The sequence below is a fragment of the Arthrobacter arabinosi genome (assembly GCF_054511115.1).
Genome location: NZ_JBTNDF010000001.1, coordinates 131,849 through 147,148, shown reverse-complemented (window position 1 = coordinate 147,148; position 15,300 = coordinate 131,849). Strand labels below are relative to the sequence as shown.

Here is a 15,300-nt window from a genome sequence, read left to right as displayed (position 1 = left end):
CAGCCGGCCGGTCGACCGTCAGCATCGAAGGCAGATCCATTGTTCCGTCTGGCCCACCTCTCCCTCGGGAACAGGGCGCTGATCGCGCTCATCACCCTCTTCGCGTCGGTCTTCGGCGTCATCACCCTCGGCTCCCTGAAGCAGGAACTCATCCCGTCCCTCGAGTTCCCGCAGATCACGGTGCTCTCCACGCTGCCCGGGGCGTCCCCGGAATACCTCGACCAGCAGGTCAGCGCGCCGCTGGAAGCGGCACTGAGCGGCGTGGAGGGACTGGAGTCGTCGTCGTCCACCTCCCGCTCCGGCGTCTCGACCGTGAGCCTCGTCTTCGTGTACGGGACGAACCTGGACCGCGCCCGGGCGCAGGTGGACCGCGCGATCTCGACGGTGCGCCCGACCCTGCCCGACGACGTCGAGCCCCAGGCCCTCGCGGGCAGCATCAGCGACCTGCCGATCGTGTTCATGGCCGTGTCCTCCGACGAGTCGCTCAGCGAACTGAACGGCGACCTCGCCCGGCTGACCGTTCCCCGCCTGCAGAAGATCGACGGCGTCCGGACCGCCGACATCTCCGGCGGGACCACGCAGCACGTCGCGATCCTGCCGCGTGAGGGCGCCCTCGCCGCCGCCGGCCTGACGGTCGGGGACATCAGCAGCACGCTCGAGGACAACGGCGCGCTGTTCCCCGTCGGGACCCTGGAGGACGATCCGCGGTCGCTGACCATCCAGGCGGGCAGCCGCATCGGGTCGCTCGAGGACATCCAGGCGCTGCCCGTGCTTCCCTCCTCCTCGGACGGCCCGTCGCCCGGCCCGGTCAGCACGATCGGGGAGCTCGCCGACGTCGGCCTCGCCGACGACGAGCCCACCTCCGTCGCGCGCACCAACGGGATCGAGACGCTCGCGCTGACGGTGACGAAGGTGCCCGACGGCGACACCGTGGAGATCTCCCAGGAGATCGTGGCCCTCGTCCCCGAGCTCGAGACCGAGCTGGGCAACGCCGCGGACATCACGGTGGTCTTCGACCAGGCTCCGTTCATCGAACGCAGCATCGACGACCTCACCACGGAGGGGCTGCTGGGCCTCGGCTTCGCCGTGCTGATCATCCTCGTCTTCCTGCTCTCGGTCCGCTCGACCCTGGTCACGGCGATCTCGATCCCCCTGTCGCTGCTCATCACCTTCATCGGGCTGTACGCCGCGGGGTACTCCCTCAACCTGCTCACCCTGGGCGCCCTGACGATCGCCGTCGGGCGCGTGGTGGACGACTCCATCGTCGTCATCGAGAACATCAAGCGGCACCTCGGGTACGGGGAGGAGAAGCGGGAGGCCATCCTGACCGCGGTCCGCGAGGTGGCCGGGGCCATCACGGCCTCGACCCTCACCACCGTGGCCGTGTTCGCGCCCATCGGGTTCGTCGGCGGCCTCGCCGGCGAACTCTTCCGCCCCTTCGCGATCACGACCGGCATCGCCCTGCTGGCCTCCCTCGCCGTGTCCCTGACGATCATCCCGGTGCTCGCCTACTGGTTCCTGAAGCGCACCCCGGCGGCGTCCCGCGATCCCCGCCACGCCGCAGCCCCGGCGGCAGTCGCCGTTCCCGTCCTGTCCGCCGGTCCCGGCGCGAGCGCCGCCTCCCGGAGGGAGCCGTCCGACCGGCCGTCCCTCCTGCAGCGCGGCTACCTCCCGATCCTCTCCGGCACCCAGCGCCACCCCGTCATCACGCTCGTCAGCGGGGTGATCGTCCTGGGCGCCACGGCCGCCATGGTCCCGTTCCTCCCGACCAACCTGCTCGGCTCCTCGGGCCAGAACAGCTTCTCCATCACGCAGAGCCTCGCCCCGGGGACCAGCCTCGCCACCACGGCCGACACCGCGGCGCGGACGGAGGCGATCCTCATGGACACCCCGGGGATCCGCGACGTGCAGCTGACCGTCGGCAACGCCGAGGGCGCGTTCGCCGCCCAGTTCTCCGGCGGCGCCTCGGTGGCCACGTTCACCGTGATCACCGACCAGGACGCGGACCAGGAAGCCCTCCAGGCGTCGGTGCGCGGAGACCTCGAGGGCCTGGAGGACGCCGGGACCTTCTCCCTGTCCAGCCAGCAGGGCGGCTTCGGCACCTCCAGCACCATCGACATCGACATCACCGCGCCGGTCACCGCGGATCTCGAGACCGCGGACGCCGCCGTGGTCGAGGGGATGCAGGGTGTGGAGGGCGCGGGCGAGATCACGAGCAACCTCGCGGCGGCGCAGCCCCAGGTCCAGATCGACGTCGACCGCACGTCCGCGGTGGAAGCGGGCCTGAGCGAGGGCCAGATCGCGGGCCTCCTCGGCGGCAGCATCAGCCCGGTCCCCGCCGGCTCGGTGCGGTTCGACGCCGACGACTTCCCCGTGCTGATCGGCGAGGGGACGACGATCACGAGCCTCGACCAGCTCCGGACCCTGCGGATCCCCACGCCGGGCGGACCCGTCCCCCTGACCGACATCGCGTCGGTCGAGGAGGTCCAGGTGCCGCTGTCCGTCACGAGCTCCAACGGCGAGCGCACGGCCCGGGTCTCGATCACGCCGTCCGGGAACGACCTCGGCAGCCTGACCGGGGCGGTGAACGAACGCCTCGCCGGCATCGACCTGCCGCCCGGGGCCACCGCCACCGTCGGCGGTGCCTCCAGCCAGCAGGCGGAATCGTTCGACCAGCTGTTCCTCGCGCTGTGGGCCGCCGTCGCCATCGTGTACGTGATCATGGTGGCGACCTTCAAGAGCCTCCTCCAGCCCCTGATCCTGCTCGTCTCCATACCGTTCGCGGCCACGGGTGCGATCGCCATGCTGCTGATCACCGGGATCCCGCTCGGGCTGCCCTCCCTGATCGGCATGCTCATGCTGGTGGGGATCGTGGTCACGAACGCGATCGTGCTCATCGACCTCATCAACCAGTACCGCCTCCCCCGCGACGGGCGGCCGGGGCTGCCGGTCGCCGATGCGATCCGCGAGGGTGCCCGCCAGCGCCTGCGACCGATCCTCATGACGGCCCTGGCCACCATCTTCGCCCTGACCCCGTTGGCGCTCGGCGTGACGGGCAAGGGCGGGTTCATCTCCCAGCCCCTCGCCGTGGTGGTCATCGGCGGGCTCGTCTCCTCCACGGCGCTCACCCTCGTCCTCGTCCCGGTCCTGTACCGGCTCGTCGAGGGGCGCCGCGAGCAGCGGGTCCTGCGTCGGGAGGCCGCGGCCTGACCGGACAGGCACGGACCCGACCCCGTATACTGTATGCGTACGTATCTAGTTGCCGGCGCTGCCGGCAGGAGGCCGGAACCGCCATGGCTGACGCATCGCCCACCGCCGCCGAACCCGCCGCCGAACCCGCCGCCGAACCCGACCCGGATCCCGCCGACGACCCGGCGGGTGCCGTGGGCGATGGGCCGACGGCCTCCGTCCGCCAGGCCTCGGAGACCTGGGAGTCCCTGTTCCGCGCGCAGGTCGCCGTGATGCGGCGCATCCGCCAGGATCCCGTGTTCAAGGACCTCGCCATCCGCGAGTACGACGTCCTGTTCAACCTCAGCCGCTGCCCCACGGGGTGGACGCGGCTCAACGAACTCAACCACCACCTGCTGATCAGCCAGCCGAGCCTCAGCCGCATGGTGGATCGGCTCGAGGCCCGGAACCTCGTGCGACGGCGGCCGGCCGAGACCGATCATCGCGGCATCGAGCTCGCGCTGACCGAGGAGGGCAGGGCCTTGCAGCGGCGCATCGGGTCGATCCATGTGCACCGCATCCGGGAGGTCCTCGCGCCCGTCCTCGACCCCGCGGAGATGGACCAGCTGAAGGCGCTCACGGACAAGATCAACGCCGGGCTCGGCTCCTGACGTCCGGTCCCGCGGACCTGTGAGGCGCGGAGCTCGCCCCCGACCCTATGCTGGAGCGAGAGACGGAGACCGTCTGTGCCGGACGGGGATCTCCCGGTCCGGCCGGGACGAACGAGCGGCAAGGACCAGGATGAACGACTTCACAGCGGACGCGATCGGCGATCTCACGGGCAAGCGGGCCGTCGTCACCGGGGCCAACAGCGGGCTGGGCCTCCAGACCGCCGTGGGGCTCGCGCGGAAGGGCGCCGAGGTGGTCCTCGCGTGCCGCAGCGAGCAGCGGGGGCGCGACGCCGAACAGCGGGTCCGCTCGATCACCGGCAGCACGACGGTGGAGCTGCGTCTCCTCGACCTCGCCAGCCGGCAGTCCATCCGCGAGTTCGCGGCCGGCCTCGGCGGTCCCGTGCACATCCTCGTCAACAACGCCGGGGTGATGGCGACGCCGAAGTCGACGACGGCCGACGGCTTCGAGCTGCAGTTCGGCACCAACCACCTCGGCCACTTCGCCCTGACGGGCCTGCTGCTGGAGAACCTGCGCGAGGCCGGGTCCTCCCGCGTGGTCACGCTGTCGAGCCTCGCCCACAAGCGGGGACGCATCGACTTCGACGACCTGCAGTCGGAGCGCCGCTACCGCCGGTGGGCCGCGTACGGGCAGAGCAAGATCGCCAACCTGTACTTCATGGTCGAGCTCGACCGGCGTGCACGCGCCGCCGGGTGGGACCTCACCTCGGTGGCCGCGCATCCGGGCCTGGCCAACACGAACCTGACCGCCGGCATGAGGACACCCGTGCTCGACGTCTTCTCCGGCTTCATCGGACTGATGAGCCAGTCCGACGCCGCCGGCGCCCTGCCCTCCCTCTATGCCGCCACCGCTCCCGACGTCCGAGGCGGCGACTACTACGGACCGTCCGGGCCGGGCGAGACCCGGGGCGCGCCCCGCCTCGTCGCCCCCGTGCCCCGCGTCCTGGACCGCGACGTCGCGGTGCGGCTCTGGAACCGCAGTGCCGAACTCACGGGTGTGGACTTCGCGGCCCTGCAGCCCGTCGGCTGACGGTCCTGCCCGTCACCGTCAGCCGGTGGTGCCCGGGGTGACCCGGAGGGAACGGATCATCTCGCGGATGGTCGCGAATTCCGGGGTGTCGTAGAAGGCCTCCGCTTCGCCGATCGTGCCGAAGGAGACCGTCTGCGGTCCGGTGTTCGCGGGCGCCTTGGGGGCGAGCACCTCGAGGTCGCCGAAGCTGACCCGCCCGAGGGCCTCGCCGCCCTCGATGGTGTTGGACAGCGAACAGGCCAGGCCGTCCTCACTGCCCACCCGGTCGGTGATGCCGTAGGCGGCGAAGAAGCGGAAGCCCGTGATGAGCCGCACCACGAAACGGGGTCCCACGTCGCCCGCCGACGGCTCGCCGGTGAGGTCGAGCGGTTCGCTGCCGATCACGTAGTACGGCGTCCGCTCCCATTCCGGGCAGGGTGCCTCGGGCGCCTGGATGCCGGTGTGCAGTTCGGCGGCCATCACGCCCTCCGGCGTGCGGACGGCGTAGTGCAGCGAGTCGGCGGCATAGACCCCCGGCTCGGGGTCGAGCAACTGAACCACCCACTCCTCCGGCAGTTCGAAGCTCAGCAGGCGTCCCGGATCCGTGAAGACCTTCCATCCGTCGCGTGCCTCCCGCAGGGGTGCCGATGCCGGCTCGGCAGGCTCGGCGGTCGCGGTCAGGGCAGGGCCGGCCGGCGACGGCGTGGCGCCGCCGTCCCCCGCGCCCGTGCAGGCGGTGAGCAGCGCGAGGGTGAGGACGGCAGCGGCGAGGGCGCGGGGCAGGCGCTGCCTGCCGGGCGCTCCGGACGGTCGGTGCTCCATGGCGTCCTCCCTGGGCGTGGCTCGGTGCCGCCAGTCTAGGCTCCGGCGCGGCTGGCGGCGTGTGCCGCGCCGAGGGACCGGACGGCGGCCACCGACGCGACGACGGCGCGGGCCGCCTCGTCGAGATCCGCCGCCGGGGTGTCCTGCGTCCACGAGAGCCGCACGGCGCTCAGCGCCGTGGCGTCGTCCAGGCCGAGCGCCAGCAGGACCGCGGACGGTTCGGAGGAGCCGGCCGCGCACGCGGACCCGCTCGAGCAGACGACGCCGCGCCGCTCGAGCTCCAGGAGGATCGCCTCCCCGCTCACCCCGGGGAAGCAGAAGGAGGCGAGGTTCGGCAGCCGGTGCCCGGCGTCGCCCGTGAGCAGTGCCCCGGGCACGCCGTTCAGGACGGCGGAGATCAGGGTGTCGCGGGACGCCGCGGAGAGATGCGCGGCACCGGGCAGGGCCGCCTGCGCGCCGTCCAGGGCGCGGGCGAGCCCGACCGCGCCGGCCACGTTCTCCGTGCCCGACCGACGACCGCGTTCCTGGCCGCCGCCGTGGAGGACGGGTTCGCACGGCGTGCCGGAGCGGAGGTACAGCAGGCCGATCCCCTTCGGCGTGCCGAGCTTGTGACCCGAGATGCTGAGTGCGGTGACACCGAGGCGGCCGACGTCCAGCGGAAGCCATCCCGCCGCCTGCACGGCGTCGGTGTGGAAGGGCACGCCCGCGCGCCGGCACGTGTCCGCGAGGGCGGGGATGTCCTGGACGGTCCCCACCTCGTTGTTCGCGTACATGACGGAGCACAGCGTCGTCCCGTCCTCCAGCACGGCGGCGAGGTCGCGGGGGTCGACGCGGCCGCTGCCGGACACGGGCAGCACCGTGATGCGGAAGCCGTGGAATTCCCGCAGGTAGGACAGGGCCTCCAGGACCGCGGGGTGCTCGATCGCGCTGGTGACGATGTGCCGGCCGCGGGGGGCGGCGAGCGCCATGCCCTTGAGCGCCAGGTTGTCCGCCTCCGTGCCTCCCGACGTGAAGATGATCTCCCCCGGACGGCAGCCGAGCACCGCGGCGATGCGGGACCGGGCCCGGGCGAGGTCCGACGCCGCGGCCTCCCCGTACGTGTGGTGGCTGGACGGGTTGCCGAAGGTCGCGGTCAGCAGGGGCCACATCTCCTCGAGGACCTCCCGCCGGGCCGGCGCGGTAGCGGCAGCGTCGAGGTAGATCACGGCTGCCCGCCGGGGTGGGGGGCCGCGGACCCCTGCGCGGCGAAATCCAGGCCGAGGTCGAGGGACCGGACGCTGTGCGTGAGCGCTCCTGCGGAGATGATGTCGACGCCGGTGGCAGCGATCGCCGCCACCGTGTCGAGGCGGACGTTGCCGCTGGCCTCCACGAGCGCACGGCCGCCGATGCGCCGCACGCCCTCCGCGAGGTCCCCGAGCGCGAAGTTGTCCAGCATGATGGTGTCCACGCCGGCGGCGAGGACGGGAGCGATCTGGTCCAGCCGGTCCACCTCGACCTCGATGTGCACGGTGTGCGGGAGCCTCGACCGCGCGGCCCGGAGGGCGCCGGTGAGGGCGTCCGGCCCGTCGACGGCGAGGAGCGACAGGTGGTTGTCCTTGACCATCACGGCATCGGACAGGCCGGCGCGGTGGTTCGAGCCGCCCCCGCAGCGGACGGCCCAGCGCTCCAGGACGCGGAGCCCGGGGGTCGTCTTGCGGGTGTCGACGATCCGCGCGCGCGTGCCCGCCGCGGCGTCCACGAAGGCGCGCGTCAGGGTCGCGATCCCGCTGAGCCGCTGCGCGATGTTGAGGGCCGTGCGTTCGGCGGTGAGGATGCCGGCGGCCGGCCCGGAGATCTCGGCAAGGGTGTCGCCCGCCGCGAAGGCCGTCCCGTCGGCCAGCGGGAACACCACACGGATGCGCGGGTCGGTGAGGCGCATCGCCGCCTCGACGGCGGCCGTCCCGCAGAGGACGCCTGGCTCGCGGGCCGTGATGGTCGCCGTCGCCTCCTGGTCCGGGCCGATCAGGGCCTGGCAGGTGAGGTCCCCCCACGGGGCGTCCTCGGTGAGCGCGGCGGCGACGACGGCGTCGATCAGGTGCTGCGGTGGACGGACCGGCCCGACGGCTGCCGGCTCGACGGCCGGCTGCATTGCGGTGGCGGGACGCGCGGCGGTGGTTGCGGTCTCGGTCATGGGCGTGATCCTTCGGTGGCTCGTGCGTAGGAGCGGCTCGGGGCGGGGTCCTGCGGCGTGGCATCGGGCTGGTCCGAGCGGTGGTGGGCGCCGCAGGACCCGGTGCGGCGGGAGGCCGCATGCACGAGCAGCCGTGCGCACAGCAGCAGGTTCGCGAGTTCGGGATCGCCGTCAGATCGGTAGGATGCGAGGTGCTTGCGGGCGAGCTCGAGTCCGGCGCCGGTGCGCAGCACTCCCGCGTGGTCGGACATGACGGCCTGCAGGTCACGGCGGGTGAAGGACTGCGTGGCCGTCTCCTCCGCCTCGAGGTCCAGGTGCCCGACGTCGAAGGACGGCGCCCTCCCCCCGCCGTCGGCGAGCGCTGCGGCGCACCGGGCACCGAAGACCACTCCCTCGAGCAGGCTGTTGGAGGCGAGCCGGTTGGCGCCGTGCACACCGGTCCGGGCGACCTCCCCGACGGCGAAGAGACCCGGAACGGTCGTCCGCCCCGAGGTGTCCGTCCGGACGCCGCCCATCCAGTAGTGGGCCGCCGGTACCACGGGCACGGGCGTGGAGGACCAGTCGTAGCCGTACCGTGCGGTCAGGGCCGTGAGGGTGGGGAAGCGCCGGGCCAGGAACTCGCGGCCGAGGCCCGTCGCGTCAAGGTACACCCGGGCACCCCGGCTTTCCTCGCGGCTGCCGGACCGTGCGCGGAGGAGGTGCCGGGCGATGCTGCGGGAGACGACGTCGCGTGGCGCCAGGTCCCCGTCCGGGTGGTGGTCGGCCATGAACGGGTGTCCGTCGGCGTCGACCAGACGGGCGCCCTCGCCCCGGACCGCCTCCGAGATCAGCGGATTGCCGGGGGCGTCGAGGGAGGTGGGGTGGAACTGGAAGAACTCGAGGTCCGCCACCGCGGCTCCTGCGCGCCAGGCCAGGGCGATGCCGTCGCCCGTGGCGATCCCGGGATTGGTCGTGGCTTCGAAGAGCTGGCCCGCGCCGCCGGTCGCGAGGACGACGGCGTCCGCGCCGATGATCCGCGCGGCCCCGCGGTGGAGCACCTCGACGCCGGCCGCGCGCCGGGCACCGGGAGGGCAGGAAGGCCCGCCGTCGTCGTCGCCGTTCACGTCCTCGAGCAGCACGCGCGTCACGAGGGTGTCCTCGAGGACCTCGATGCTGGGGTCGCGGCGCACTGCGGCGGTGAGCGCCGCGACGAGTCCCGCCCCGGTGGCGTCACCGCCGAGGTGCAGGATCCTCGCGGCGGAGTGGGCGGCCTCCCGGCCCCGGGCGGGCGCGGTCGGCTCGGTCGGCGAGGCGTCGAAGACGACCCCCGCGGCCTGCAGGGCGGCGATCCCGTCCGCCGCCCCCTCGCAGAGCACGGCGACGGCCTCGGGATCGGCCAGTCCCGCCCCTGCTGCCTGCGTGTCGGCGATGTGGTCGGCGACGGTGTCCGGCGTCTCCGTGGCAGCACCCGGCACGACGGCGGCGATACCGCCCTGCGCGTACCGGGTGTTGCTCTCGGCGAGCGCCGTCTTGGAGGCGAGGACCACGGAGCAGCGGGGCGCGAGCCTGCGCAGCACGAGGGCGGTCTGCAGGCCGGCGACGCCCGAGCCGACGATCACCACGCGCTGCACGCGGGTGGGCGTGCCGCCCGGGCCCCGCGTCGTCCCCGCGGTCATGGCCGGACCGCGAGCATCCGGTCGAGCGCAATCCGGGCGGGGCCGGCGACGGCGTGGGGCACCGTGATGCGGTTGAGCACCCGGCCCTGCACGAGTCCCTCGAGCACCCAGGCCAGGTAGCCGGGGTGGATCCGGTACATCGTGGAGCACGGGCAGATGACCGGGTCGAGGCAGAAGATGGTGTGCTGCGGGTACTGGGCGGCGAGCCGGTTCACCATGTTGATCTCCGTGCCGATGGCGAAGGTGCTGCCGGGGGCGGCGGCGTCGATCGCCTTGCGGATGTAGTCGGTGGATCCGGCCTCGTCGGCGGCGTCGACCACGGCCATGGGGCATTCGGGGTGCACGATCACGCGCACATCCGGGAAATCGGTGCGGGCCTTCTCGATCTGCGCCACGGTGAAGCGCCGGTGCACGGAGCAGAAGCCGTGCCAGAGGATCACCCGGGAGTCGCGGAGGGTCTGCTCGTCCGTGCCGCCCCAGGGCCGGCGCGGGTTCCACATCGGCATCTGCTCGAGCGGTACCCCCAGGGCCTTGGCGGTGTTCCGGCCGAGGTGCTGGTCGGGGAAGAACAGGACCCGCCGGCCCCGCTCGAACGCCCACTCCAGCACGGCGGCGGCGTTCGACGACGTGCAGACGATCCCGCCGTTCTCCCCGCAGAATCCCTTGAGGGCGGCCGAGGAGTTCATGTACGTCACGGGGATGACGGGCTGCCTCCCGTCGGCGTCGGGTTCGGACCCGAAGAGCGCGGTGAGCTGGTCCCAGCACTCGGAGACGGAGTCGAGGTCCGCCATGTCCGCCATCGAGCAGCCCGCGGCCAGGTTGGGGAGGATGACGGCCTGCTCCGGCGTCGAGAGCATGTCCGCCGTCTCGGCCATGAAGTGCACGCCGCAGAAGATGATCGCCTCCGCCGCCGTGCGTTCCGTGGCGGCGCGGGCGAGCTGGTAGCTGTCGCCCACGAAGTCGGCGTACTGCACCACCTCGTCGCGCTGGTAGAAGTGGCCGAGGACGACGACGGACTCGCCGAGGGTCTCCCTGGCGGCACGGATGCGCCGGTCGAGTTCCTCCGCGGACGCCGTCCTGTACTCCTCGGGCAGCTCCCCCTGGCGGGGGGTCGATGACGGCGCCCGATCGTGCATGGACGCACCGGGCCCGTAGTCGGGCAGGGGAAGGGCATCGAACGCCCACGGCTCCTGCGCGAGGTCGGGCGAGCACGTCCCGGTGGTCGCGGAGGCGCCGGCCTCGCTGCGGGTGATCAGCTGGATGGCGGTGGTGACGGACATGGGCTTCTCCCTGGGGTGGGCCGGCGCGGCGGTCGGCAGGTCGGGGTGGCTTGCGGATACGGGTGTCGGATGCGGGTGTCGGACTTGGAGGGCGGGGGGCTACGGGGGCGGTGGGGACGTATCGGCCCCGGACGTGCCGGAGTGCGGTCCCGTGTAGCGGTAGAGGCGCGGCGGCCGGTTCCGTCCGCCGTGGAGGACCTCGTCCGTCGCGGCGATGTCCTTCGCGGAGCGGAGCTGGCGCCGGAAGTTGGCCGGGTCCAGGTGCCTGCCGAGCACCGCCTCGTAGACGCCCCGCAGCTGCGCGAGGGTGAAACGTTCACCGAGGAAGTGGTAGGCCACGGATCCGTAGGTGATCTTGCCGCGCAGCCGTTCGAGGGCGTAGGCGACGATCTCGTCGTGGTCGAAGGCGAGTCCCACGGCGTCGGAGGCGCGGAACCAGCGCACGTTCTCCGAGTCGCGGGCCAGGTCCGCCTGGTCCGGGCGGACGAGGGCCCAGTAGACGATGGACACGAGTCGCTGCGTCGCGGAGCGGTCCAGCCCGCCGAAGGCGTAGAGCTGCTCGAGGTAGGTGGGATCGAGGGCTGTCGTGTCCCGCAGGTTCCGCGACGCCGCGTCCTGCAGCGACTCGCGGGCGCCGAGCGGCCCGCCGGGCAACGCCCACTTGCCGAGGTGGGGCTGCCGGATGCGGCGCACGAGCGGCAGCCAGATCTCCGACCGGCCCGACCCGGGGTCGGTGCGGAGCGCGAAGATGACGGTCGAGATGGCGAGCGACGGCGCCTGCGACAGGCGTTCCGAGACGTTGGCCGAGCTGTACATCGCCGGCCTCCGTCCGGTGCTGACTCCCAAAGTTAGGGTCAGAAAGACTATAACTCCTTCCGGGTGGATTCCACAGGCGGCCCGCCCACCTCCGTCGGGGCACCCGCCGCCGCCGCACGTACGATGGGAGGCATGGACCACCACGCCGTTCACGCCGTCGAAGGCGTCGACCCCCGACTGTCGATCACCCGCAGCGATGCGGCCGCGCCCCAGGATCTGCCGCCTGTCCTGCTGCTCCACGGCTTCGGCTCGTCGTCCCGCCAGAACTGGGTGGACACGGGCTGGGTCCGCTTCCTCAACGACGCCGGCCGCAGCGTCATCATGGTGGACCTCCCCGCGCACGGCGACAGTGCCGCACCGGAGGACGCCGGGTCCTACGCGCCGAGCCGCATGCGCGCGGACATCCTGCAGGCGCTCTTCGACGAGCGGGTCACCCCCCTGCGCAGCGACGTGCCGGGGTCCGGCGTCGACGTCGTCGCCTACTCCCTCGGGTCGCGCCTCGCATGGGAGTTCGGCGCCACCCAGCCCGAACTGGTGCGCAGGATGGTGCTCGGGGGGCCGGGCACGGCCGATCCGCTCGCGACCTTCGACCTCGCGGGGGCGGAACGCTTCCTCGCCGGCGGGGCCCCCTCCGAGGACCCGACGACGGCCGACCTCCTGCGCATGGCCCAGGCCGGACCGCACAACGACCTCCCCTCGCTGCTCGCAATGGTCTCCGCCATCAAGACGGAGCCGTTCGACCCGCGGTCCGCGGTCCCGAAGATGCCCCTGCTCCTGGTCGCCGGCGACCAGGACGAGTACGCCGAGGGCATCGCCGACCTCCACGACTGGGCCCCCGATGCCCGCGTCGCATCCCTGCCGGGCAGGACCCACTCCAACGCCATCACGTCCCGGCTCTTCAAGGACGCCGCCGTCGCCTTCCTGGCCTGACCCCCTGCCGATCAAGGTTCCATAACAGGTGTGGCGGTGCCGCCGACCGGCCGATCCTCCGCGTTATACTGACAACTGATCAGTACCCTTAGGGGCGCGCCGGCGATCGACCACCATCATCAGCAGCGGGAGTACACGCATGACTGTTCTCCTCGGGGACCGATACCAGACCACGGACCTGCTGGGGGTCGGCGGCTCGGCATCGGTCTACCGCGCGGTCGACCGCAACCTCGGGCGCGACGTCGCCGTGAAGATCTTCAACCCCACCACCTCCGACGACGACGACTACCGTCGCCAGCACACGGAGACGATGCTGCTCTCCACCCTCAACCACCCCGGCCTCGTGACCCTCCATGACGCAGGCATGCATGAGGACCAGGAGGGTCGCACCGCCGGCTTCCTCGTCATGGAGCTCGTGGACGGCGAGGATCTCCGGCACCTGCTCAAGCGGGGCGCCCTGGCCGCCGACGACGTCGCGCAACTCGGGGCCGACCTCGCCGACGCCCTGGCGTACATCCACGCGGAAGGCGTCATCCACCGGGACGTGAAGCCCGCCAACATCCTCATGTTCCGCAGCGGCGACAACGGGACGCGCCTGTACCCGAAACTGACGGACTTCGGCATCGCCCGCATGGTCGAGGTCACCTCCGCGACCGCCGTCGGAGCGACGATCGGCACGGCGAACTACCTGAGCCCCGAGCAGGCGAAGGGCGGCTCCCTGGACGAGCGGAGCGACATCTACTCGCTGGGCCTCGTCCTCCTCGAGTGCCTGACCGGCGAGAAGGCGTTCCCCGGCCCGGTGGTCGAGGCCGCGCTCGCCCGGCTCCTGCGCGACCCGCATGTCCCCGACTCCGTCGGCCCCGACTGGAGCGCGCTCCTGCGGCGGATGACCGCCAGGGACCCCTCGCTCCGACCCCACGCCCACGACGTCGCCCTGCAGCTCCGCAGCCACGTGGAGGTCCTGATGAGTGCGCAGGTCCCCGCGCCCGGCGCATCCGCAGCCGGCGCGCCGCCGCGCGACCGTCCCGGCGCGGACGACGGCGACATCATCACCGGCGGCGTCTTCACGGGGAACGTCCACATCCCCGATCCGCCCACCCACGCCCCCAGCATCAGCTGACCCGCGGCACGCCGCCCAGGGAGGCGGGCTAGCGCCCCTCGCCCGCGTCTTCCTCGGGCTCGAAGTTGCTCGGCTCGTCCGTGGAGCCGGCGGCCACGCCGTCGGCGCTCGCCGGGATGGTGCCCTCGGGGCCGGCGCCCTGTGAATCGGTGGCGTCGTCGCGCTCGGTGCCTTCGGTACTCATGCGTCCTCCTGGATTTCGGGTGTCCTTCGATCCTAGGCGTGCTGCGGAGGGATTGTCAGCCTACTGATCACTCGGGGGCCGGTCAGGCGCGGCGGACCTTCTGCAGCGCGACGGCGGAGACGGCCCCCAGGACGAGCAGGACGGCGGCGGCTGCGGCCGGGACGACGACGGCGGCGGATGCTCCCCCGGCCTCGGCGAGCGTCCCGGCGACCCCCGACCCGACCGCGGTGCCGGCGACGATGCCGCTGGCGAGGAGCGTCATGACCGTGCCGAGGCGGTGGGGCGGCGCGACGGCGGAGCCGATCGAGAAGATGGTGACCATCGTGGGACCGACGAAGAGTCCGAGGAACAGCAGTGCGATGAGCATGGCGCCGATCGAGGCGGGCAGGGCCAGGGCGGCAGCGGCGAGCGTCATGGCGGCAGCGGACGCCATCCACCGGCCGGTGTGGCGGAAGCGCTGGGGCCAGTAGGCGACGGACAGTGCCGCGACCGCCGAGGTGAGCCCCATGACCGCGTAGAGCAGGCCCGACGACTCTGCGGCGCCGAACTGGCCGGAGAAGGCGGTCAGGAACGTCTGGGTGGACCCGAAGAACGTGCCCACCGCCACCATGCCGGCTACCGGCAACAGGACGAGGCCGAACCGGGTGGGGTCGCCGTCGGAGCGGTGGGTTCCGTCCTCCTCGGAACCAGCGCTTCCGACGGCGGCGGCACGGGCGTCGGAGGACCCGCGATCGCTATGGACCACGGTCCGGTGCACGGCGAACGCGCTGACGAGGGTGATGGTGAGCGCGGCGGCCAGCGCGAGCGGGAGCCAGGGGGCGATCAGGCTCGCGAGCAGGCCGACGAGGGCCGGTCCGAGGACGAAGGTCAGCTCGTCGGCGGTCCCCTCGTACGAGAGCGCGGTATCGAGGGCTGATCGGGGGCTCTGCCGTGTCATGGCCATCCAGCGGACCCTGGCGAGCGGACCGATCTGGGGACACGTGAACCCGACCGCGAAGGCCGTCGCGAGGACCAGCGCCAGCGGCCCCCCGTCGAAGGTCGCGGCGGTCAGCGTCACGACCAGGAGGGCGGCGATCGCCACGGTGTTGAGCAGCGCCGAGACGAGCAGCACGATCCGCTGCCCGCGCTTGTCCGCGAGGTGACCGAGCAGGGGTGCCCCGAGCGCCGAGCCGAGGCCCACGGCACCCGCTGCGAAGCCGCCGGCGGCATAGGAGTCGCTCGCGGTGGTGACGAGGGTCAGGGCCCCGACGGTGAGCATCGCCAGGGGCAGCCTGGCGAAGAGGCCGAGGATCAGGAAGGAGGTGCCTGCGAGTTGCGGGAGGACACCGAACCTGCCGAGGCGGGATCGCTTCGGATCCGCCGGGGTCGGGGTGGGAGGGCCGCCGTGCGACGGCGGGGACGCCGGCGTGGCCGGTGAGGGAGTCTTGTACATGCGCTTTCCGGGGTGCATCGAACGC

13 protein-coding genes are annotated in these 15,300 nt (G+C 72.7%); 5 read left to right on the top strand and 8 right to left on the bottom strand.

The genetic code is table 11. From position 1 onward, the window contains the following. The first annotated feature begins 39 nt into the window (after nucleotides 1–39). From ACX80P_RS00715 to ACX80P_RS00705, 3 genes are all read left to right on the top strand, one after another. Nucleotides 40–3,210 (top strand): efflux RND transporter permease subunit, encoded by a 3,171-nt coding sequence (locus tag ACX80P_RS00715; RefSeq protein ID WP_459276116.1) that lies wholly within the window; start codon nucleotides 40–42, stop codon nucleotides 3,208–3,210. Between the two features lie 83 nt (nucleotides 3,211–3,293). After that, on the top strand, nucleotides 3,294–3,839 hold the full coding sequence (locus tag ACX80P_RS00710; protein ID WP_459276115.1) for a MarR family winged helix-turn-helix transcriptional regulator: 546 nt from the start codon (nucleotides 3,294–3,296) through the stop codon (nucleotides 3,837–3,839). 130 nt (nucleotides 3,840–3,969) lie between these two features. Then, on the top strand, nucleotides 3,970–4,887 hold the full coding sequence (locus ACX80P_RS00705) for an oxidoreductase (RefSeq protein WP_459276114.1): 918 nt from the start codon (nucleotides 3,970–3,972) through the stop codon (nucleotides 4,885–4,887). 18 nt (nucleotides 4,888–4,905) lie between these two features. On the opposite strand, the gene ACX80P_RS00700 is transcribed toward ACX80P_RS00705, so the two are convergent. The 6 genes from ACX80P_RS00700 to ACX80P_RS00675 all read right to left on the bottom strand — a co-directional run bounded on the left by ACX80P_RS00700 (nucleotide 4,906) and on the right by ACX80P_RS00675 (nucleotide 11,609). Next, complete coding sequence (locus ACX80P_RS00700; protein ID WP_459276113.1) at nucleotides 4,906–5,688, bottom strand: hypothetical protein; 783 nt, start codon at nucleotides 5,686–5,688, stop codon at nucleotides 4,906–4,908. Nucleotides 5,689–5,723: 35 nt separating this feature from the next. Further along, a complete protein-coding gene (locus tag ACX80P_RS00695) occupies nucleotides 5,724–6,893 on the bottom strand; it encodes a cysteine desulfurase family protein (protein WP_459276112.1) in 1,170 nt (389 codons plus the stop codon). After that, on the bottom strand, nucleotides 6,890–7,816 hold the full coding sequence (gene nadC, locus ACX80P_RS00690) for a carboxylating nicotinate-nucleotide diphosphorylase (protein ID WP_459276770.1): 927 nt from the start codon (nucleotides 7,814–7,816) through the stop codon (nucleotides 6,890–6,892). The genes ACX80P_RS00695 and nadC overlap by 4 nt, the downstream gene beginning before the upstream one ends. 38 nt (nucleotides 7,817–7,854) lie before the next feature. Continuing rightward, nucleotides 7,855–9,513 carry an L-aspartate oxidase gene (gene nadB, locus ACX80P_RS00685; protein WP_459276111.1) on the bottom strand — a complete coding sequence of 553 codons (1,659 nt, stop codon included), beginning with the start codon at nucleotides 9,511–9,513 and terminating at the stop codon, nucleotides 7,855–7,857. Then, a complete protein-coding gene (nadA, locus tag ACX80P_RS00680) occupies nucleotides 9,510–10,793 on the bottom strand; it encodes a quinolinate synthase NadA (RefSeq protein WP_459276110.1) in 1,284 nt (427 codons plus the stop codon). Before nadA ends, nadB begins: the two co-directional genes overlap by 4 nt. A 99-nt stretch (nucleotides 10,794–10,892) precedes the next feature. Then, nucleotides 10,893–11,609: an NUDIX hydrolase gene (locus tag ACX80P_RS00675; protein WP_459276109.1), complete on the bottom strand. Its 717-nt coding sequence runs from the start codon at nucleotides 11,607–11,609 to the stop codon at nucleotides 10,893–10,895. Nucleotides 11,610–11,741: 132 nt separating this feature from the next. Here ACX80P_RS00675 and ACX80P_RS00670 point away from each other — a divergent pair, with 132 nt between their 5' ends. Both ACX80P_RS00670 and ACX80P_RS00665 read left to right on the top strand, forming a co-directional pair. Next, on the top strand, nucleotides 11,742–12,539 hold the full coding sequence (locus ACX80P_RS00670; RefSeq protein ID WP_459276108.1) for an alpha/beta fold hydrolase: 798 nt from the start codon (nucleotides 11,742–11,744) through the stop codon (nucleotides 12,537–12,539). A gap of 139 nt (nucleotides 12,540–12,678) precedes the next feature. After that, on the top strand, nucleotides 12,679–13,659 hold the full coding sequence (locus tag ACX80P_RS00665; protein ID WP_459276107.1) for a serine/threonine-protein kinase: 981 nt from the start codon (nucleotides 12,679–12,681) through the stop codon (nucleotides 13,657–13,659). Between the two features lie 28 nt (nucleotides 13,660–13,687). Here ACX80P_RS00665 and ACX80P_RS00660 read toward each other — a convergent pair whose 3' ends face one another. After that, nucleotides 13,688–13,843, bottom strand: a complete 156-nt coding sequence (locus ACX80P_RS00660; protein WP_459276106.1) for a hypothetical protein — start codon at nucleotides 13,841–13,843, stop codon at nucleotides 13,688–13,690. Between the two features lie 82 nt (nucleotides 13,844–13,925). Continuing rightward, complete coding sequence (locus ACX80P_RS00655) at nucleotides 13,926–15,275, bottom strand: MFS transporter (RefSeq protein WP_459276105.1); 1,350 nt, start codon at nucleotides 15,273–15,275, stop codon at nucleotides 13,926–13,928. Nucleotides 15,276–15,300: the final 25 nt, after the last annotated feature.